Here is a 20,935-nt window from a genome sequence, read left to right as displayed (position 1 = left end):
GTTTTTAACACATTCTTTTTTGTATAAAGCTTTAAACTTCTGTAAAATTTTTACAAAGCGCTTAAAAAATGTTATAATTTATTAAAGAAAGATCATTTTATTAGATTAGTAAAAAAATAAAACTCAAATTTAATTTATATCAGCTACATTTGTAATTGTATTTTTTACATTTATTATTTTATGTAAATGTTTTAATAAAAAAATGCGGTTTTTATAATACTAAATAATTAGAGAGATGTTTTCATTACAAAATAAAAAAGCAGTCATAACAGGAGGAGGAAGCGGAATTGGAAGAGCAATTGCCGCTTTGTTTGCGAAGCAAGGTGCAGAAGTCCATATTATTGATTTATCTATTGAAAGTGCACAGGATGCTGTTGAAGAAATTAAAAATGCAGGAGGAAACGTATTTTCGTATGCCTGTAATGTTTCTAGTCAGGCTGATGTTAAAGCGACTTTTGAAAAAATTGGAAATATCAATATTTTAATCAATAATGCCGGAATCGCAAATGTTGGGAAAGTAGACACTACTTCTGAGGCTGATTTTGACCGTGTAATGGATGTAAACGTAAAAGGAGTTTACAACTGTTTGTTTGCCGCGATTCCACAATTCCGACTTTCAAATGGCGGTGTAATTTTAAACATGGCGTCAATTGCGGCGTGGGTTGGAATCTCAGACCGATTTGCTTATTCAACAGCAAAAGGAGCTGTAATGGCAATGACTTTATCTGTGGCAAGAGATTATTTAAGTGAAAATATCAGATGCAATTCTATTTCTCCGGCAAGGGTTCACACACCTTTTGTAGATGGATTTATCTCTAAAAATTATGCTGGAAAAGAAGAAGAAATGTTTGATAAACTTTCTAAATCACAACCAATCGGACGTATGGGAAAACCAGACGAAATAGCTGCTTTGGCTTTATACTTATGCAGCGAAGAAGCTGGATTTATCACAGGATGTGATTACCCAATCGACGGAGGATTTATTAAATTAAATAACTAGAAAAGGTACTAAGGTTCTGAGATACTAAGGCGCTAAGGGAAAAAAAACTCAGAACCGTAGAATCTTAGCAGCTTAGTACCTTATGAGAGAAAAACTTAGTACCTCAGAACCTTAGCAACTTAGTAACTTAAAAAAAAGAATACAATGAAATTAATACGTTTTGGAGAAATCGGAAAAGAAAAACCAGGAGTTTTAATTAATGAAAAAAGATATGATGTTTCTTCTATCGTTTCAGATTTTAACGAAAGTTTTTTTGAAGAAAATGGTTTAGAAAAATTACAAAAGGAATTAGACAGCAATCCTTCTTTACCAGAAGTTGATGCGAATGTTCGTTTAGGATCTCCTGTTGCGAGACCTTCAAAAATAATCTGTATTGGATTAAATTATGTAGATCACTGTAAAGAAACAAACGCACCAATTCCAACGGAGCCGATTATCTTTTTTAAGTCAACGACTTCTTTATGCGGTCCAGATGATGATGTAATTATTCCGAAAAACAGTGTAAAAACGGATTGGGAAGTGGAGTTAGCTTTTGTTGTTGGCAAAAAAGCAAGTTATGTTGAAGAAGCTGAAGCTTTAGATTACGTTGCTGGTTATGCTTTATTGAATGATTACAGCGAAAGAGAATTTCAAATTGAGCGAGGCGGACAATGGGCAAAAGGAAAAGGATGTGATACATTTGCACCGCTTGGACCATTTTTGGCTACAAAAGATGAAGTAAAAGATGTTAATAATTTATCGATGTGGTTAAGTGTAAACGGTAAAAAGTACCAAGACAGCAACACGTTAAATTTGGTTTTTAAAATTCCTTATTTAGTGCATTATTTAAGTCAGTTTATGACTTTGCTTCCGGGCGATATTATTAGTACAGGAACGCCTCCGGGAGTTGGTTTGGGTATTAAACCAGATCCAATTTACTTAAAAGCGGGCGATGTTGTAGAACTTGGAATTGAAGGATTAGGTACAAGTAAACAAACCGCAGTTGCTTATAAAAAGTAATTATTAACTCGTTGAGTATAATTATTTAAACACATAGAAACATAGATTTTTTCCTTTTTAAACAAAAAGACTAAAATAAATGATACATCATTTACACATAGCTATGTTTGTTAATGGAAGTGAAACGCCTTTTTTTGAACGTATAATATCTATGTTTCTATGTGTTTAAATAAAATTTTTACGAATTGTACCCTACGAGTTAGTTAAAAAAAAATTAAAGATGAAATATATTGTTTGCGAAAAACCGCAGGAATTTCTATTAAAGGAAACCAGTATTCCAGAGCCAAAAGAAGGTGAAGTTCTCTTAAAAATAAAAAGAATCGGAATCTGTGGAACTGATATTCATGCTTTTGGCGGAACTCAGCCGTATTTTGAATATCCTAGAATTTTGGGTCACGAATTGGCTGCAGAATATGTAAAAGGAAATGCTGCAGGTTTTAAACTAGGTGATAAAGTAACTTTTATTCCGTATTTCAATTGTGGAAAATGTGTTGCATGCCGAAACGGATTAACGAACTGCTGTGTAAATATTAAAGTTTTTGGAGTACATATTGACGGCGGAATGGCTGAATATGTTTCGATTCCAGAACAATATTTACTTCATGGGCAGGGATTAGATTATGATGAATTGGCTTTGGTTGAACCATTGGCAATTGCGGCGCACGGAGTACGAAGAGCGGCTGTAAAGTCAACGGATACGGTTTTGGTAATGGGAGCAGGACCAATTGGAATTGGATTGATTCAGTTTGCTAAAATTGCTGGAGCAAAAGTGATCGTGATGGATATCAATGATTACCGATTAAATTTCTGTAAAACCGAATTGAATGCGGATGAAACGATCAATCCGTTAAATGATGATGTAACTGCAAAACTAGCTGAATTAACAAATGGTGATATGGCGAATGTTGTGATTGATGCAACTGGAAATCAGAAAGTAATGAACAGTGCTTTCAATTATATCTCGCATGGCGGAAGATTTGTTTTAGTTGGACTTCAAAAAGGCGAATTAAGTTTCAGTCATCCTGATTTTCATAAAAGAGAATCTGCTTTAATGAGCAGCAGAAATGCTACTATTGAAGATTTCGAATATGTAATGAAATGCTTGAAAGAAGGCAAAATAGATCCTAAAAAGTACATTACACATAGAACAAGTTTTTCTGAAATGATTACTGATTTCGGACAATTAATCGATCCAAAAAACAATGTCATCAAAGCGTTAATTGAAATAGACTAAGACTAAGACTAAGACTAAGACTAAGAGTATATTGTAAAGTACTGTTTGTCATTTCGACGAAGGAGAAATCTTCGTAAGAAACTCAACAAAGATTGGCGAATTTCTTGGTGGAGCTACTCGTGGAGATTTGCTTCGCCTGTTCGCTATTGCTCGGGTCTACTTCGTCGAAATGACAAAAATGAGGGAAAATATAACTTTAAATACCCACAAAGAATGGATTTAAACTTAAAAAATAAAATAGTTGTTGTTTCTGGTTCGGCTGGAAAGGAAGGCAGTATTGGAGAAACAATCATTAACCGAATTGCAGATGAAGGTGCGATTCCTGTTTTGGTAGATCGAAATGCAAGAGGTTTCGCGTATGCTGAAAAGCTTCAAAAAAAAGGAATTGATTCTTTATTTGTGCAGACTGATGTAACTGATCCTGTAGAAATAGAAAATGCTGTAAAAACAATCGTAGCAAAATACGGAAGAATCGATGCTGTCATCAATAATGTTGGTGTAAATGACGGTGCTGGTTTAGATGCTTCTTACGAGGAATTTATGGATTCATTAAAACTAAATGTAGTAAGTTATTTTTTACTGGTTAAATATGCGCTTCCATACTTAAAAGAATCAAAAGGAAATATCCTGAATATTGGTTCAAAAGTAGCTTTAACGGGACAAGGCGGAACGTCAGGTTATGCTGCTGCAAAAGGCGGCGTTTTAGGACTTACAAGAGAATGGGCGGTAGATTTAATTCAATTCGGAATCCGTTCTAATGCTATTATTATTGCTGAAAGTTATACTCCTGCATACGAAGATTGGATTAAAACGTTGGAAGACGGAGAAATTGTTTTAAAGAAAATCAATAAAAGTATTCCGTTTGAAGGCAGAATGACTAAAACAGAAGAAATTGCAGATACGGCGCTTTTCATTATTTCTAATCGTTCTTCGCATACAACAGGACAATTTGTTTTTGTAGATGGAGGTTATGTGCACTTAGATCGTGCTTTAATCAACGATGTAAACTAATTCAAAATGAATAACCGAATTGATTCTCATCAGCATTTTTGGAAGTTTGATCCCGTTAGAGACAGCTGGATTGATGAAAGTATGTCAGAAATTCAAAGAGATTTCCTGCCAGAAGATTTATTGCCATTGCTTACAGAAAATAAGTTTTCTGGTTGTGTAGCAGTTCAAGCAAGTCAGTCTGAAGACGAAACCAATTTCCTTGTGGATTTGGCATCTAAAAATGATTTTATAAAAGGAATTGTAGGCTGGGTTGATCTTCGTGCAGATAATATTTCAGAACGTTTATGTCATTTTTCTTCGAATAAAGCAATAAAAGGATTCCGTCATGTTGTACAAGGCGAAGTTGATGATTTTATGTTTAGAGAAGATTTTCGTAATGGAATTTCAGCTTTAAAAGAGTTTGATTTTACGTATGATATTCTGATTTTTCATCGTCAATTGCCGGCTGCGATAAGTTTGGTAAAAGATTTTCCGAATCAAAAGTTTGTAATTGATCATATTGCTAAACCAGATATCAAATCAGGAAGTATTGATTCATGGAAAAAAGGAATCGAAGAAATTGCTAAATATAACAATGTATGGTGTAAAATCTCAGGGATGGTAACCGAAGCCGATTGGGAAAACTGGACACCAGAGGATTTAAAGCCGTATTTGGATGTGATTTTTGAAAATTTCTCAACAGATAAAATACTGTACGGCTCAGATTGGCCGGTTCTTAATATTGCTTCTGATTATAAAGAGGTTGTAAAAACTTTAGAGGATTATATTTCGAAGTTCTCTATCGAAGATCAAAATAAGATTTGGTTTAAAAATGCGGTTTCATTTTATAATCTATAATAGATTTTTTGCCACAGATTAAAGGATTAAAATGATTAAAAAATCTGTGAAAATCCTGTAATCTGTGGCTAATATTTTTTATTTTTTGCGGAAAATTATTTAAAAACATCATTTCCTGAGCCCCATTTCTTCTGCCAAGATGTATATTTCTTTAATGCCTTTTCCGGTTTATCCGTATACCATGCGTAACCGCTTCTGCGTTCGCGGCTGACTTCTGCTAAAGAATACAAAAACTGGCTGTCTCTATCACAGAATAAAGGTTTATGAGTTCCTAATTCATAATATCTCGTCCAGATTGGCGGTGCAGCAGTATCAGTTACGACACGCACATCGTTGGTAATTTTTTTGTATTTAGAATCCATTTCCGGAGCCTGAAAACTTTCAACTCTGGTATTGTATATTTTAGAATCCTGAAACCATTTTACAGCTCCCTGAATAGAGTTTATAATTTTCTCATTCGGATTATCGATTGCCATTAAAAACAATACGACATCAACACTTTCGGCATTACAAATACTTGGCGGTTCGAACTTTCGCGCCCATGCAGGTAAAAGCGTAATTTCATCATGCTGTTGGCACCAAGCCGTAAGTTTTCCATCTTCTTTAATCTGCATTTTTAAAATACAGTCAATTCCTTTTTCGTACGATTCAGTTACTTTTTTTCTAGTTTTTACATCAATAAATGCAAAATCAGGATCATTGTTTACGATCTTTTTCAAAAGATTCATAATGCCCATATAAGCACCGTCATTAAATGTAATATGTCGGCTGTAACCTTTTTCTAAAGGAAAATATTGAGGCCAGCCTCCGTTGCCGTATTGCGCTTCCAAAATAAAATCAATTCCTTTTAACGCACCGTCTTTGTATTTGGTTTCTTTAGTCAAAGTATAAACCTGAGCCAGATAATTGACGTGTGTGTAGGTCGTTTCATTGTCAAAAGTAGTATGCAGAATTGGTTTGGTTGCAACAACCGTATCAATTTGCTTTGGAGTCAGAATCGCTTTCATATCATAATTCTTCGGCCATCCGCCATTATTACGCTGAAAAAGCAAAATATTATCAGCAATTTTAGCATAATCCGTTTCAGCATATTGAGGCTGATTCGGAATTGGATTTACGATATTAGTTTTGTCTTTAATATGGTACCAATGATTGGTCCCATCTGTAAAAACTTTTGTGCTGATTACTGATTTTTCCTCTTTGTTATTTTGCGCGTTTGAATGTAGAAACGAGAAAACACAAAGACTTAAAACAACTGCTTTTGAACTATTGATAAATTTCATTTTGAAATTGTGATTAAAATTTTACAGCTCCTTTTGGAACATCATTTCCAAGTGTAGTTGTTTTTGAAAAATCTAAATTTTTAGAAGAAACCAATTCGATATTTGCGTTTCCTTCACCATTTATATTTACAGCTTTAGGAGATGTAGAATTGAATTCGACATTCTTTAAAGACATATTTTTTACATTGTAAACTTCAAATACATTACTGTTTTCGATATCTAGTTTTGCATTGGTGATTTTGATTCCGTTTGCGTCAATAATCGAAAATCCTTTTTCAGCCGTAACCGTTAAGTTTGAAATTTCGATGTTCTCCAAATTCATTTCAGGAAGACCTTGTAAAAATACCGCTTGCTGAGCACCTTTAATCGTAATATTTTTAATCGAAATATTTTTAAACTGAGGTGTTTCAACCGTTACAGGCATTGCTTTATTAATGATTTTATCTCCGCCTTCTTCTAAAGTTTCAGCTATTGATTTTCCTCCATAATACAAATTGAAAGAAATAGCCTGCGATGGAATATCGGTCATATAAACATCCGAAATAAATACGTTTTCTACAACACCGCCTCTTCCGCGTGCACTTTTAAAGCGTAAACCAACATCAGTTCCCATAAAAGTACAATTTGAAACATGCAGGTTTTTTACACCGCCGGACATCTCGCTTCCAACCGTTACACCACCGTGTCCGTGATATACGATATTGTTTCTTACGATGATATTTTCGCTAGGAATACCTCTTTCGCGTCCATCTTTATCTTTTCCTGATTTAATGCAAATTGCATCATCACCGACATCAAAACTTGAATTTTCAACCAAAACATTTTTACAGCATTCTATATCAAGACCGTCTCCGTTTTGAGAATACCATGGGTTACGAACCGTTACATTTCTAACGATTAAATCTTCCACCATAAAAGGATGAATATTCCAAGCAGGTGAATTTTGAAAAACAGGGCCGTCAAATAAAACTCTTTTACTGTTTTGGATACTCACCAATACAGGTCGTAAAAAGTCATGAATTTTTTCAAAATCTTCTTTAGTTTTTAAATCAGGGCGCACATTTTGATCTGCACCTTTAGAAGCATTCATAAAGGTTTCTGATGGATACCAGCTCGTTTTTTGTGCATTTAAAACACCGCCTTTAGAAATAGCTTCTTTCCATTGGCTCTCAGTTAATTTGCTCTTTTTAATCTGTCTCCAAACTTCTCCAGAACCATCCCAAACACCATTTCCTGTAAAAGCAATGTTTTCAAGGTTTTTGCCATAAATTGGAGAGATGCAACGCCAAGTATTTAAGCCTTCAAAATTGGTTTCGATAATAGGATATAAAGATTTGTCTGTAGAAAATTTTATTAAAGCACCTCTTTCTGCGTGTAATTCAATATTGCTTTTTAGGATAATTGGACCTGTAAGCCAGATTCCAGGAGGAATAATAACTTTTCCGCCGCCTTTTTTAGAAACCGCATCTATAGCATCGGCGAAAGCTTTAGTATTTAAAACATAACCGCCGTTTACGGCACCAAAATCTTTTATGTTTACACTGTTTTTAGGAATAACCGGCTCTTTTATTTTGGTCATTTTAAATTCAATGTCTTTGTAAGTGTCAGATGCTTTTTGTGCCAAAGCTGGTACAGAAAAACTTGCTGCCAGAATGGTCAAAGCTGTACAGAAAAGATTAGTCAGGTTAGTTTTCATTAGAATTGTATTATGGTTAAAATTTACTTTTGATGTCGGCTAGGTTTTTTATCTGCTATTTTTTTATTTGATGAATAAAAAAATCCCGTATAAACTATAATTTAATAATGTAATCGATTACACAAATCTATTAAAAAATATTATGAAACGACAATTTTGATTTAATTATAACAGATTTTTTATGAATTTAATTTTTTTATGGGAAATTAATTAAGATTTTTATTTGGAGTTTTGGCTTAAAAGATAGTGCAAGAATTTGATGTTTATCTTAATTACAGGAGGGTACAGGATACCTGTCATTTTATATTCTTTTAAATTGTCCTAATTATTTGGTAAAAGTGTTAAAAATACATTTATTTGTAAAAATAATAATACTTAAAATTAATGCCTCGTAATTTTATCCCAATAAAAAAATCAATACTATAAATAATGCGTTTAATTCCTTTCAACAAATTACTAATCGTTTTTTTAACGGTATTTACAATTTTTTCGGCAAACGCTGCAGAAATTTGGGTTTCACCATCTGGAAAAGATTCCAACCTTGGAACAAAATCAAATCCACTGGCAACTGTTCATATGGCAATGCGAAAAGCCAGAGAACTACGCCGATTAAAAGATCCATCAATTAAAGACGGTGTTCGTATTATAGTGATGAACGGAACGTATTATTTAAATGAACCTTTATTTGTACGACCAGAAGATTCTGGAACCGCCGAAAGTCCAACAACAATTGAAGCTGATGTAAATGCTAAACCCATTATAAGCGGTGGAATTGAAATAAAAAATTGGAAAAAAGTTAATATTTTAAATGGTAAAAAAGGAACGTTTTGGGTAGCTGATGCGCCTCAAAAAGCGGGTTCATTAATCAATTACAGACAATTGTGGGTAAACGGAAAAAAAGCCGTTAGAGCCAAAAGTACGGCAGGAAATACAATGGAGAGAATTTTGTCTTGGGATCATAAATCGCAGACTTGCTGGATTCCGTTTAAAGATAAATCGGTTAAGTTTGAACCGGGAATGGAAATGTTTATCGTGCAATGGTGGTCGATTGCGAACCTTAGAATTAAAAATATTGAAGTACAGAAAGACAGCGCCAGACTTTCGTTTGAAGAGCCTGAAAGCCGAATTCAAAGTGAGCATCCTTGGCCTGCACCGTGGATTTCTAAAAACAACGGAAATTCTGCTTTTCATTTAAACAATGCTCTTTCATTATTAAACGAACCCGGAGAATGGTTTTTAGATAAAAAGAATGCTAAAGTCTATTATATTCCACGTCAAGGGGAAGATATTAATTCGGTTAAAGTTACTGTTCCTGTTTTGGAAAATCTGGTTGAAGTAAAAGGAACGATTGATTCTCCTGTACATCATTTTCAATTTAAAGGAATTTCATTTCAATACAGCAATTGGCTTCGTCCTTCAGAACAAGGTCATGTGCCTTTGCAATCTGGTATGTATTTATTGGATGCTTATAAATTGAAACAGCCAGGAACGCCAAATCAGGCGAGTTTAGAAAATCAGGCTTGGGTAGGAAGACCTCGCTCGGCAGTCGAAGTAAATTATGCCAATAATATTCAGTTTGAATCGTGTCGTTTTGAACATTTAGCTTCAACTGGTTTAGATTTAAATAAAGGAACAAATCATAATACTGTAAAAGGAAATTTGTTTAAAGATATTGGCGGAAGTGCTATCAACGTTGGTGTTTTCTCTGAAGAAGCTTTTGAAGCGCATTTGCCTTTAATCATAAAAGATGAAAGAGAAATGTGTTCGGATGAAGTGATTTCAGATAATTTAATTACAAATGTAACCAATGAAGATTGGGGAACCCTGGGAATTAGCGCTGGTTTTGTTCGAAATATTACGATTGAACACAACGAAATTTCGGATGTTTCGTATTCTGGAATGGCAATGGGCTGGGGTTGGACGCACACGCCAAACGTGATGCAGAACAATAAAATTCTAGGAAATAAAATTCATCACTACGCAAAACATTTACATGATGTTGCAGGAATTTATACACTTTCGGCTCAGCCAAACAGCCGAATTGAAGAAAATTATATAGACAAGGTTTATAATAGTCCGTATGCACACGATCCGTTTTTGTGGCTGTATTTGTATACCGATGAAGGAAGTGAAGGTTTTACGATTAAAAACAACTGGATTGCTGAGAAAAAAATCCTAAAAAACCATAACGGTCCAAAAGGAAATATCTGGGAACACAATGATCCTTATGTAAGCACTAAAATTAAAGATGCTGCGGGAATCAGAGCACCTTACAAAGATTTAGAAAAAGAAGTTGTTATTGATGAAAAATGGGGGTTACAGGAAATGCCAAAACCATATGCAATCGAATTGATAGGTTCTGATTTTGACATCGAAAAAATCAAATCGACTTTAACCGGATTTAGAATCGTAGGTCAGGAATTGTACCAATGGAAAAATCATTTGGTGATTTACGGAAAAATGAATCAGCCAGAAAGAACGAAGAGAAAATTGGCAGGAGCTTTTCCTTCTTTAGAAATTAAAATCTATGAAGATTTGGTTTATGATTTCCAAAACTTTGAAAGATGTAAAGATTCAAAACCAGCATCAGATTGGGAAAATATTGTTTTAACAGCCAATCTTCCTGCTGATGAAAAATTGCAAAAAGAATATGTGGAGTATCATAAAACACAATTCGAAAAATGGCCAGAAGTAGCCAAAGGTTTCTGTAATGCTGATTTTCAGCAATTACAGGTTTTCAAAAAAGACAGACAATTAATTTTGGTAATCAGTATTCCGAAAGGCGAAAATTTGGATAAATTAAATCCAAAAACAACGCAAAACAATCCTCGCGTAGACGACTGGAATGCTTTAATGAAAAAATACCAAAGCGGAATCGATGGCGCAAAACCAGACGAAACCTGGATTTTTTTGAATAAAGTAGAAGTAGAAGCAAAAAAATAAACGTTACAATAAACCCGACAGGTTTTTAAAACCTGTCGGGTTTAAATGTGGCAAAAAAAAACAAAATCAACAATCTAAAATAACCACACCTCATGTTAAAAATAGCCATTCTGGGACTTGGAGAAGGACGAAGCACAATGTCGGCCGCAATCGAAAGTTCAAAACTAGAACTCGTTAAAATATGCGACCGAAACGAAGAATTGTGTAAACAAAGAGCAAAAGAATTCGATTTTCATTCGTACACCACCAATTACGATGATTTATTGAAAGATGAATCAATTGATATTATTGCGATTTATACGCCAGATCATCTTCACGCACAACATGTAAAACAAGCTTTGTTGCATGGAAAACACGTTGTTTGTACAAAACCTTTTATTGATGATCTTTCGGATGCAAAGGAATTACTAGAATTAAGTAAATCAACAGGAAAGAAAGTTTTTATCGGACAAAGTTCCCGTTTCTTCGAACCAGCCAAAAGACAAAGAGCTGATTATGAAGCGGGATTAATTGGAGATTTAATTACGATTGAAGCGCAATATCATGCCGATCACAGATGGTTTTTAAAGAAAGAATGGTCGCTTTTGCAATCGTTTAAATGGTTGTACGGAGGTTTGAGTCATCCCGTAGATTTCATCAGATGGTATTTGCCAAATATTCAGGAAGTGATGGGGTACGGAATGATTAGCAGTAACGGACAAAATGCAGGATTGAAGAATGAAGATACAATGCATTTTATCTTCAAAGCAACCGATGGAAGAATTGCCCGTGTAAGCGGTGTTTATACATCGCCGACTCAGCCTGCACAACGTGACAGCGGAATGAGCACGATTTTAAGAGCAACTGAAGGAGCAAGTCAAGCCGATTATCACGAATTACGTTATGCTATTACAGATAGAACGGGAGAAGAAAAAGTAATTACTTGGGGCGACAGCACGATAAAATATTATTTCCGTTTTGAAGGGCAAAGCCATCACGGCGGGGAATATCAGAATTACCTAGAATACTTTACAGATAGTATCGAGCAAGGTTTTGAAGCTTATCCAAACATGGAAGAAGGAATTGGAACTGTGGCTTTATTACAAGCAATGGATAAATCTTTGCAAACTGGAATGCCGGTTAAAATTGCCGATATTCTTAACGAATACGGATTATGAACAGTATCTACGATAAATTAACCACGCTCGATTTTGTAATTGTTGCGGGTTATTTAGTGGCTTTATTGGTCATTGGATATGTGGTAAGTATGAAACAGAGAAAGAAAAACGAAACGCTTTTTCTGGCCGGAAATTCCTTAAACTGGTACAGCATCGGGTTTAATATGTGGGGAACCAATGTTGGACCTTCGTCATTATTGGCTTTTGCGAGTATCGGTTACGCTACGGGAATTGTAGCAGGAAATTTCGAATGGTACGCTTTTGTTTTCTTATTGCTTTTGGCGATGGTTTTTGCGCCAAGATATATTGCGAGTAAAGTAAGCACAATGCCCGAATATATGGGAAAACGCTACGGCGACAGTACTCAGAATATTTTAGCTTGGTATGCTTTGGTAAAAATATTGGTAAGCTGGTTGTCTTTAGGATTATTCAGCGGAGGTGTTTTAGTTCGTCAGATTTTGGGAATCCCAATGTGGCAGAGCGTTACCGTTTTAGTGATTTTCTCTGGAATTTTTACGTTTGCAGGAGGATTAAAAGCAATTGCAAAAGTGAATGTTTTTCAGATGATTTTACTGATTGTAGTTTCATTGACGCTTTCTTTTTTAGGTTTACAGAAATTAGGTGGAATTGATGTTTTAATTGCCAAAACACCTTCTAATTTTTGGAACTTAGTCCGTCCTTCAGATGATGCGCATTATCCGTGGCCTGCAATTTTATTAGGATATCCGGTAGCAGCGGTTGCTTTTTTCTGTACCGATCAATCGATGGTGCAGAGTGTTTTGGGAGCGAAAAACCTAGAACAGGGACAATTGGGCGTAAACTTTATTGGTTGGTTAAAAGTTATGGCTTTGCCTTTGTTTATTCTTCCCGGAATTTTGTGTTATGCGTTATATCCCGAATTAGGAAGCAATTCTGATTTGGCTTATATGACAATGGTCACGAACCTTTTCCCAAGCGGAATGAACGGTTTGGTAATCTGTGTGATGATTGCGGTTTTGGTGGGAACAATTGGTTCTTCGTTAAATGCTTTAAGCACCGTTTTTACGAATGATATTTATGTAAAGAAAATCAACCCGACGGCGACGATTCAGGATCAGATTAAAATTGGTCGTTTAACGATTGCTGCAGGATGTGTTTTTGCGATCTTGATTGCTGTTGCGATTGATAATATCAAAGGACAGAATTTATTCAACATTTTTCAGGCGGTTTTAGGTTTCTTGGCGCCTTCGTTATCTGTTGTTTTCCTTTTGAGTGTTTTCTGGAAACGCACTACCAAAAAAGCCGTAAATGCAACGCTTTCTTGGGGTTCGGCTTTTAGTTTGTTTGTTGGGGTTTTATATTTATGGATTTTCCCCGCAGATAAATATCCGGTTTGGCCTCACTTTTTATTGATTTCCTTTTACATTTTTGCGGTACTTTTAATTACAGCAGTTATTATTTCTTTAACCGATAAAAATCCTGAAGTTAATGTTTCAGATGAAACGGATGTTCCTAAAACGAGTAAAAAGGTAAAGCTTTTGTTTGGTTTGTTGGGGTTGACGATTTTGGCTTTGTATTTGGTTTTTAATGGACATTAATAAAAATTAAAGAATTTCAAATATAGCCCGTGGTTTCAACCACGGGGACGCAATGTATGACATTACGTTTATAAAAATACGTTTCCCGTGGTTGAAACCACGGGCTATGTTTTGAAAAAGATTGTAAATATACAGATAAAATTTTGCTCGCAATCCCGATAGTTATATGGAGCTAAGACGCAAAGTTTTTTATGGATTGCTTCCAGCTTTAGCTGGAGGTATATGTAAAAAGAATATAAAAAGGCTTTAGCCAAATTGTAGATATTTTGGCTAAAGCCTTTTGAGCTTCCTAATTAATTTGTCATCCAGCTAAAGCTGGACGCAATTAAAACTTTTTAAAAAAAACTTTGCGCCTTAGCGACTTTGTGACATTAAAAATTACTGAACCTTCTTTTTCTTCTCCAAATTAGGTAAGAACCCAGTAATTACCCCAATTAAAGGCAGAAACGCACAAATCTTAAATACATATTCAATACTAGTAGCATCGGCAATTTTTCCTAAAATAGCAGAACCTAAACCGCCCATTCCGAAAGCAAATCCGAAGAAAAGACCCGCAACAAGTCCGACTTTTCCAGGCATTAATTCAGTTGCATAAACCAGAATCGCTGAGAATGCAGAAGAAAGAATCAATCCGATAATTACAGATAAAGTTCCAACCCAGAATAAAGAAACGTAAGGCAACATCAAAGTAAACGGAGCAACACCCAAAATAGAAACCCAGATTACATATTTTCTGCCATAACGATCTCCAATTGGTCCTCCAATCAAAGTTCCAGCAGCAACGGCACCCGAGAACAAGAATAAATATACTTGTGACTGTTGAATGGAGATATGGAATTTATCAATCAAAAAGAAAGTATAATAACTCGTAATACTGCTCATGTAGAAATATTTAGAAAAAATAAGAACCAATAAAATTATCAACGAACCGATTACTCTATTTTTAGACAAATGATGCGTTTCAATTTTATGAGAAGCTTTATTCGCATTTCTTTCAGATAAGTGTGCCGTATACCAAATTGCAATTTTGTACAAAGCGAAAACACCAACTAACGCGATAATACAGAACCAAGCAATATAAGATTGTCCATGGGGAATTACAATAAACGCTGCCAATAAAGGACCAATTGCACTTCCTGCATTTCCTCCCAATTGAAAAATAGATTGTGCCAAACCTCTTTTTCCGCCTGAAGCTAAATGCGCCACACGCGAAGATTCTGGATGAAAAATTGAAGATCCAATTCCGATTAAACTTACTGACAATAATAAATAAGTAAAGCTAGATGCAATTGAAACAAGAAATAGCCCAACCATCGTAAAACACATCCCGATAATCAATGAATATGGTTTCGAGTTTTTATCAGTATACATGCCCACAAATGGTTGTAAAATTGAAGCAACCATTTGGTAAGTTAAAGTGATAATACCAATTTGAGTAAAACTTAGATTAAAATTTTCTTTCAAAAGAGGATATATTGAAGGAACTAGAGCCTGTAAAAGATCATTAATTAAATGAGAAAAACTTATAATGAATAAGATCGAGTAGGTTGTTTTTTTTACTATATCAGGATTTGCTTTAATAGTGTCCATGCGTTATTTTTTTAATTTTAATTAGTGTTAAAACAACAATTGTGTTATTTTTTTGCAAAGATTAAAAGAATACTAATGTCAGAATTGCTATATTTGGACAATGAATAACCAGATTCGGACATATCGAATGGCGCAGGAACATGGATACAGAGTAGATCCATCGATTCCTGTTATTGGCTATACCGAAATGGTAACCAACGAAATGTGTATTTCGCACTCACATCCAAGAGGTCAGTTAATTTATGCAACTCGCGGCGTAATGAACGTTGTAGTGGGCAATCATATTTGGGTTGTAAATCCGTTGCAGGGCTTGTGGCTTCCGGGTGGCGTAGAACATCAGGTTACTTTTCAGAAGGACGTTAATTATTACAGCGTTTTTATCGATCCGTCTGCAATGGAAGGATTGCCTACAAACAGTTTTTCATTTGATATTCCGATGTTTTTAAAGCAATTGGTTTTTAAAATTATTTCTTTCGGAATAGAAGGAAATCTCACTCCGTCGCAAAAAAGAATCATTGCAGTTTTCTTAGACGAAGTGGCTTTAATTGAACCAAGCGCTACTTTTTTGCCAACAACCAATCACGAAAGACTTCAAAAAGTAGTCGAGCTTTTAATGGAAGATATTGCCAGCAAAAACACGATAGAATACTACGCCGAACTTTCTTTTATGAGTGCCAGAACTTTATCCCGCTTATTTATTAAAGAACTGGGAATGAATTTCAGCGACTGGCGCACCCGATTAAAATTGTTAGAAGCCATAAAACGGTTGGGTGAAAAGCAATCCATTAAAGAAATCGCCTTCAATTTAGGTTACGAAACTACAAGCGCCTTTATTTATATGTTTAAAAAGCATTTAGGCAAAACACCTTCTAACTATATTTTGGAAGATGAAAACGAATCTGAGAGAATGATTGCTTAGATTGTTAGCCTAAATTAGAACGCGGATAAAACGGATTTGCTTCGTAAAGACTTGGATTTAGACGGATTTTTTCTTTTAGTTATCCAAAATAGCACAATCTTTGTCATTTCGACGAAGGAGAAATCTCCACGAGAAGCTCGACAAAGATTGGGCTTTCGTTGCAGAGTTACTTGCGAAGATTTCTCCTTCGTCGAAATGACAAAAATGCGTAAGCTGGCTTTAAATTTAAGCCTATATAAAAGTTTCTTATATTCTTAATTTCAAAACTTTGGCAAAGCTATTAATAGTAAAAAAAGAAAAATCCGTTTTCATCCGTGTCTTCGCGATAGCGAATCCGTCTCATCGGTGTCCTCTAAAATTCTAACATCATTTTTTTTAGTACTAAAAAAGTGATAAGTCATAATTTTTCCCTTAAAAATTTATCAAGAATCATAGTTTTTTATGAAATAACAGGATACTACAGGTTGTGAAATGTAAAAATAACACTTATCTTTAGTCCCAAAATAAACTAACTATGCTAAACCGCTTTTCTATTTTTAGGACTTTACTTCTTTTTGTTGCCTTTTTATTCTGTTCTCTGTCATCTGCACAGGAAAAATCAAAAGAAGCGACATGGATCTGGTATCCAGGTGATTTCGAAGTTTGGTTAAGCAATAAAATGCAAGTAAGGCGTACAGAACGTGAAGCGGTATTTCCTCCGCTTTGGCAATACTATAGTCCTTATGCTTTGGTAACTTTTCAAACAGAAGTAGATATTCCACAGCCAGACGAGGTGAAAATCTTTTCAGAAGGACCTTTTCAGTTACTATTAGACGGCGTTCAAATTTACGGACAGCCAAAATCAATCACAGTTCCTGCCGGAAAACACAAAATTTCTTTTAAAGTTTACAATCAAGAAGTGTTGCCGGCTATTTATATTGCTGGTAATTATGTTAAATCTGATGCATCTTGGAAAGTAACCAATGAAGATAAACTTTGGATTGATGAAACTGGAAAAGCACAACAATCTGGTACGCCATGGGTTCCTGTTGGTTCTTGGAATTTTAATTCTCCAGAAAATAAACCTTCTCAGTTTAAACTAACAACCAAACCTTTAAGCGCTAAAAAAACAGAAAAAATAGGAGCTGGTCAATTATTAGATTTTGGTAAAGAAACTTTTGGTTACATTAAAATTCATGGTTTAAAAGGAAAAGGTAAATTAGCATTGTATTATGGCGAATCTCGTGAAGAAGCTTTAGATTCTGCCAAATGCGAAACTTTAGATCATTTATCTTTTGATGGAAAACAATCTGAAACTTATACACATGATGGTTCGAAAGCATTCCGCTATGTTCAGGTACAAGCAGATGCAGGTGTAAAATATGATTCGATTTCGATGCTTTATGAGTATCTGCCATTAGACTATCGTGGTGCATTCAAATCTTCGGATGAACAATTGAATAAAATTTGGGATGTGTCGGCTTACACGATGCATTTAACGTCTCGTGAATTTTTTATTGACGGAATTAAACGCGATCGTTGGGTTTGGTCTGGCGATGCTTATCAGAGTTATTTAATGAATTATTATTTATTCTTTGATTCGGCTTCGGTAGAACGAACTATGTTAGCACTTCGCGGAAAAGATCCTGTTACGGCTCACGTAAACATTATAATGGATTATTCGTTGTATTGGTTTGTAGGCGTTTACGATTACTACTTACACACAGGCGATACAAAATTCATCAAAACTTTTTATCCAAGAATGAAATCGCTTATGGATTTCTGCTTAGAAAGAAGAAATAAAAACGGCTTCTTGGAACCATTAGAAGGCGATTGGGTTTTTATTGACTGGGCTGACGGACTTCCAAAAACTGGCGAAGTTAGTTTTGAGCAAATGCTTTTAGCAAGAAGTTTAGAAGCGATGGCTGTAAGTGCCGAAATTGCAGGTAAAACTGAAGACCAAAAACAATATCAAAAATTAGGTGATGATTTAAAAACGAAATTATTTGATGTGTTTTGGGATAAAAAGGAAAACGTAATGAAACACCAGCGTATCGATGGTAAAATGCAAAGTATTGTAACCAGATACGCTAATATGTTCGGTATTTTCTTCAATTATTTTAATGAAGAACAAAAACAGAGCGTAAAAAGTAAAGTGTTGTTGAATAAAGATGTTCTTCAAATCACAACACCGTACATGCGTTTTTACGAGTTGGAAGCATTATGCGCAATGGGCGAACAAGATTATGTTTTAAAAGAAATGAAAGATTATTGGGGCGGAATGCTGAATGAAGGCGCAACATCTTTTTGGGAAGAATATAATCCGAATAAAAAAGGAACTGAGCATTTAACGATGTACGGTCGTCCTTACGGGAAAAGCCTTTGCCACGCTTGGGGAGCGAGTCCGATTTACTTATTAGGAAAATATTATTTAGGTGTAAAACCAACCGCTCCAGGTTATTTAGAATACGAAATCAAACCAAGTTTAGGCGGTTTAAAATGGATGGAAGGAAAAGTGCCAACACCAAACGGAGAAGTTGCCGTGTATTGTAGTACCAAAGAAATTAAAGTGAAAGCAGGCGAAGGACAAGGAAAATTGATTTTTGAAAGTGCCAGCAAACCCAAAACAAACTCAGGAACCATTACAGAATTAGCAAAAAATAAATATCAGTTGATTGTAAAACCGAATGTGGAGTATAAAGTGAGTTATAAGGCTATTTAAGTGACTAGTCATTAGTGCTTAGTTCTTAGTCGCCTAGTTTGTCATTTCGACGAAGGAGAAATCTCCGCAAGTAACTCCGCAAAGTTTGATCTGCAAGCGTGCTCAGCAAACGAGGATTTCTCCTTCGTCGAAATGACAAGATTGTAGAAATTCTGGAATTAATAAAAAATAAAAAAAATGTTTTCAAAAAGTACCAAATACAATTTCAAATTTAGAACCGCTTTCCTAATGCTTTTTGCATTCTGCATCCAGGTCACAGCACAAACTTCTGCATGGAAACCAGCGTCATTCGAAATCGTAAAATCAAATTACAAAACTTTCAAGACCACACAATATTCTCACGTTTTTTCAGGAAGTAAACACAATATTGTTCGTTTATCCCCAGAACTGCAAGGTTTACAGGGAATTGAACTTCCTTTAGATAAATATAAAAACGGAACCAATGCTCCATTACAGTTAAAATTTAAAGAACCTGTTACGGTTTTGATTGGTGTTTTTCAGGAAAGTAATTCAGAGTATCTTCAAGCCGATAAACTTCAAAATGCCAAATTAATTTTAGAAAACGGATTAACGATTACAGGCTTGCCTTCCGTAAATGTTTATGCAATTTCTTTCTCAAAAGGAACACAAACTTTAAATCTTGGAAAAGGATTATTTGCAGTTTTAGGAGTTGTTAAAGATTCTGAAAAACTAGAACCAAGAAATGCAAAATTACCAGACGGAAAACTTTGGAATCCAACTTTTGTCGTAGAAGGATTTTCAGATGAAAAACCACTTTTCGAAATTATTGGCGGAGAAAACAAACCTGTTATAGACGAAGGAATGTCAGGGACAGAAGGAATTCAGGGAGGTTTTGAAGGTGGACGTGTTGTAAAAGTCGGCGATACGTATCATATGTTTCCAACCGAAAGAGCGGGAGAAAAAGGCGTTGACTATTATTATGATCGTGTAAAAACCAAAATCGGACATTGGACAAGTAAAGATGCAATCCATTGGAAAAGAGAATCCACAATTTATCAAGCAAGCGGAACTTATGCCGTTACGGAAGATGATAACCCAATGAATGATCGTCGTGGTGCAATTTGGTCATATATGCCAGTTTTCAATGAAAAAGCAAACAAATGGTACGGATATTATTTAGCTTATACCGTAAGTAAAACAATAGAACCAAATCACTCATTCGGAAGAATTTGGCGTTGCGAATCAACTGTAGAAGGAATCAACGGAATTGGCGGGCCATATAAAGATATGGGAATAATTATGGAACCAGGATTAGATTCTCAGCCTTGGGAAGGACGTCAGGGTGTTGCTTCGTTTTTTCCATATCAGGTTGGCGATAAATACTTCGGATTTTACAGCGGTGCATATCCATTCAATTCATGGGCAGATTATCCGAAAAAATCAGGAAAAGGCTGGTTTGTAGCTTTAGCCGAATCTAAAAGTTTAGAAGGTCCTTGGTTAAGAATGAACAAAGGTTTGGAACCAATTAAAACCATGCATCCGCAGTTTGTAGAAAATCCAATAGTTAGTCAATTACCAAACGGTCTGTACATCGCGATTTTCGACGGAGGTCCAGACGGCTGGGGACATCATTTACCAAACATGATTGCCTATTCATTATCAGCAGACGGCATCAATTGGGCAGAAGCACATTATTTACCAATCGAAACTAAAGTAGATAAATGGTGGGATATTATGAGAACGCCTTTGTGTTTAATCCCAGAAGGAAATGACGTTTATACCATAGTATATAATGCAATCGATTTGAAAAGAAGATTTCATCCAACAGGAATGGTAAAAGTAAAATTGAATAAAGACGTAATGGAATCTAAATTAAAAGAATTGAAAAAAATAAATTAAAGTTTCCCGCAGATTTTGCAGATCAGGTAGATAAAAAATCAGCTAAATCTGCAAAATTTGCGAGAGAAAAAAAACTTTGAGACTCTGCGACTTTGCGAGACCTAAATATAAGCTTAGAAATTAATCTC

14 protein-coding genes are annotated in these 20,935 nt (G+C 35.1%); 11 read left to right on the top strand and 3 right to left on the bottom strand.

Going from position 1 to position 20,935, the window contains the following annotated elements; genetic code table 11:
* Nucleotides 1-235 precede the first annotated feature (235 nt).
* From BOW57_RS07145 to BOW57_RS07125, 5 genes are all read left to right on the top strand, one after another.
* Nucleotides 236-1,000: an SDR family NAD(P)-dependent oxidoreductase gene (locus BOW57_RS07145; RefSeq protein ID WP_012026095.1), complete on the top strand. Its 765-nt coding sequence runs from the start codon at nucleotides 236-238 to the stop codon at nucleotides 998-1,000.
* A 144-nt stretch (nucleotides 1,001-1,144) separates the two neighbouring features.
* Nucleotides 1,145-1,999, top strand: coding sequence for a fumarylacetoacetate hydrolase family protein (locus BOW57_RS07140; RefSeq protein ID WP_129053556.1), 855 nt, complete (start codon nucleotides 1,145-1,147; stop codon nucleotides 1,997-1,999).
* 220 nt (nucleotides 2,000-2,219) lie between these two features.
* Entirely contained in the window at nucleotides 2,220-3,233 is a 1,014-nt protein-coding gene (locus tag BOW57_RS07135) for a zinc-binding alcohol dehydrogenase family protein (protein WP_129053555.1), read from the top strand.
* Between the two features lie 213 nt (nucleotides 3,234-3,446).
* On the top strand, nucleotides 3,447-4,244 hold the full coding sequence (locus BOW57_RS07130; protein ID WP_129053554.1) for an SDR family oxidoreductase: 798 nt from the start codon (nucleotides 3,447-3,449) through the stop codon (nucleotides 4,242-4,244).
* A 6-nt stretch (nucleotides 4,245-4,250) separates the two neighbouring features.
* Entirely contained in the window at nucleotides 4,251-5,081 is an 831-nt protein-coding gene (locus tag BOW57_RS07125) for an amidohydrolase (protein WP_129053553.1), read from the top strand.
* Nucleotides 5,082-5,176: 95 nt separating this feature from the next.
* Here the strand turns inward: BOW57_RS07125 and pelA are convergent, their stop codons facing one another.
* Both pelA and BOW57_RS07115 read right to left on the bottom strand, forming a co-directional pair.
* On the bottom strand, nucleotides 5,177-6,364 hold the full coding sequence (pelA, locus tag BOW57_RS07120) for a pectate lyase (RefSeq protein WP_129053552.1): 1,188 nt from the start codon (nucleotides 6,362-6,364) through the stop codon (nucleotides 5,177-5,179).
* 13 nt (nucleotides 6,365-6,377) lie between these two features.
* Nucleotides 6,378-8,060, bottom strand: coding sequence for a glycoside hydrolase family 28 protein (locus tag BOW57_RS07115; protein WP_129053551.1), 1,683 nt, complete (start codon nucleotides 8,058-8,060; stop codon nucleotides 6,378-6,380).
* 429 nt (nucleotides 8,061-8,489) lie between these two features.
* On the opposite strand from BOW57_RS07115, the gene BOW57_RS07110 reads away from it, so the two are divergent.
* The 3 genes from BOW57_RS07110 (at nucleotide 8,490) to BOW57_RS07100 (ending at nucleotide 13,737) form a co-directional block, all read left to right on the top strand.
* Complete coding sequence (locus tag BOW57_RS07110; RefSeq protein ID WP_129053550.1) at nucleotides 8,490-11,003, top strand: L-rhamnose mutarotase; 2,514 nt, start codon at nucleotides 8,490-8,492, stop codon at nucleotides 11,001-11,003.
* Between the two features lie 92 nt (nucleotides 11,004-11,095).
* Nucleotides 11,096-12,160: a Gfo/Idh/MocA family protein gene (locus BOW57_RS07105; RefSeq protein WP_129053549.1), complete on the top strand. Its 1,065-nt coding sequence runs from the start codon at nucleotides 11,096-11,098 to the stop codon at nucleotides 12,158-12,160.
* Entirely contained in the window at nucleotides 12,157-13,737 is a 1,581-nt protein-coding gene (locus BOW57_RS07100; RefSeq protein ID WP_129053548.1) for a sodium:solute symporter, read from the top strand. The genes BOW57_RS07105 and BOW57_RS07100 overlap by 4 nt, the downstream gene beginning before the upstream one ends.
* A 378-nt stretch (nucleotides 13,738-14,115) precedes the next feature.
* Here the strand turns inward: BOW57_RS07100 and BOW57_RS07095 are convergent, their stop codons facing one another.
* Entirely contained in the window at nucleotides 14,116-15,327 is a 1,212-nt protein-coding gene (locus BOW57_RS07095) for an MFS transporter (RefSeq protein WP_129053547.1), read from the bottom strand.
* A gap of 100 nt (nucleotides 15,328-15,427) precedes the next feature.
* Between BOW57_RS07095 and BOW57_RS07090 the strand changes: the two genes are divergently transcribed.
* The 3 genes from BOW57_RS07090 to BOW57_RS07080 all read left to right on the top strand — a co-directional run bounded on the left by BOW57_RS07090 (nucleotide 15,428) and on the right by BOW57_RS07080 (nucleotide 20,807).
* Nucleotides 15,428-16,246: a helix-turn-helix domain-containing protein gene (locus BOW57_RS07090; protein ID WP_241687406.1), complete on the top strand. Its 819-nt coding sequence runs from the start codon at nucleotides 15,428-15,430 to the stop codon at nucleotides 16,244-16,246.
* Nucleotides 16,247-16,760: 514 nt separating this feature from the next.
* Nucleotides 16,761-18,947 (top strand): family 78 glycoside hydrolase catalytic domain, encoded by a 2,187-nt coding sequence (locus BOW57_RS07085; RefSeq protein ID WP_129053546.1) that lies wholly within the window; start codon nucleotides 16,761-16,763, stop codon nucleotides 18,945-18,947.
* 177 nt (nucleotides 18,948-19,124) lie between these two features.
* Nucleotides 19,125-20,807 (top strand): hypothetical protein, encoded by a 1,683-nt coding sequence (locus BOW57_RS07080; protein WP_129053545.1) that lies wholly within the window; start codon nucleotides 19,125-19,127, stop codon nucleotides 20,805-20,807.
* Nucleotides 20,808-20,935: the final 128 nt, after the last annotated feature.

The organism is Flavobacterium sp. YO64 (assembly GCF_004119505.1).
Lineage (GTDB): Bacteria > Bacteroidota > Bacteroidia > Flavobacteriales > Flavobacteriaceae > Flavobacterium > Flavobacterium oncorhynchi.
The sequence above is the reverse complement of the archived record's forward strand: the minus strand, read 5'-3'. Positions and strand labels throughout refer to the sequence as shown.

Excerpts from the sequence above, each read along its gene's own strand:
- BOW57_RS07095 (WP_129053547.1), bottom strand. The coding sequence starts at position 15,327 with ATGGACACTATTAAAGCAAATCCTGATATAGTAAAAAAAACAACCTAC.
- BOW57_RS07115 (WP_129053551.1), bottom strand. The coding sequence starts at position 8,060 with ATGAAAACTAACCTGACTAATCTTTTCTGTACAGCTTTGACCATTCTG.
- BOW57_RS07080 (WP_129053545.1), top strand. The coding sequence starts at position 19,125 with ATGTTTTCAAAAAGTACCAAATACAATTTCAAATTTAGAACCGCTTTC.
- BOW57_RS07085 (WP_129053546.1), top strand. The coding sequence starts at position 16,761 with ATGCTAAACCGCTTTTCTATTTTTAGGACTTTACTTCTTTTTGTTGCC.
- BOW57_RS07130 (WP_129053554.1), top strand. The coding sequence starts at position 3,447 with ATGGATTTAAACTTAAAAAATAAAATAGTTGTTGTTTCTGGTTCGGCT.
- BOW57_RS07110 (WP_129053550.1), top strand. The coding sequence starts at position 8,490 with ATGCGTTTAATTCCTTTCAACAAATTACTAATCGTTTTTTTAACGGTA.
- BOW57_RS07100 (WP_129053548.1), top strand. The coding sequence starts at position 12,157 with ATGAACAGTATCTACGATAAATTAACCACGCTCGATTTTGTAATTGTT.
- BOW57_RS07140 (WP_129053556.1), top strand. The coding sequence starts at position 1,145 with ATGAAATTAATACGTTTTGGAGAAATCGGAAAAGAAAAACCAGGAGTT.
- BOW57_RS07135 (WP_129053555.1), top strand. The coding sequence starts at position 2,220 with ATGAAATATATTGTTTGCGAAAAACCGCAGGAATTTCTATTAAAGGAA.
- BOW57_RS07125 (WP_129053553.1), top strand. The coding sequence starts at position 4,251 with ATGAATAACCGAATTGATTCTCATCAGCATTTTTGGAAGTTTGATCCC.
- BOW57_RS07145 (WP_012026095.1), top strand. The coding sequence starts at position 236 with ATGTTTTCATTACAAAATAAAAAAGCAGTCATAACAGGAGGAGGAAGC.
- BOW57_RS07090 (WP_241687406.1), top strand. The coding sequence starts at position 15,428 with ATGAATAACCAGATTCGGACATATCGAATGGCGCAGGAACATGGATAC.
- pelA (WP_129053552.1), bottom strand. The coding sequence starts at position 6,364 with ATGAAATTTATCAATAGTTCAAAAGCAGTTGTTTTAAGTCTTTGTGTT.
- BOW57_RS07105 (WP_129053549.1), top strand. The coding sequence starts at position 11,096 with ATGTTAAAAATAGCCATTCTGGGACTTGGAGAAGGACGAAGCACAATG.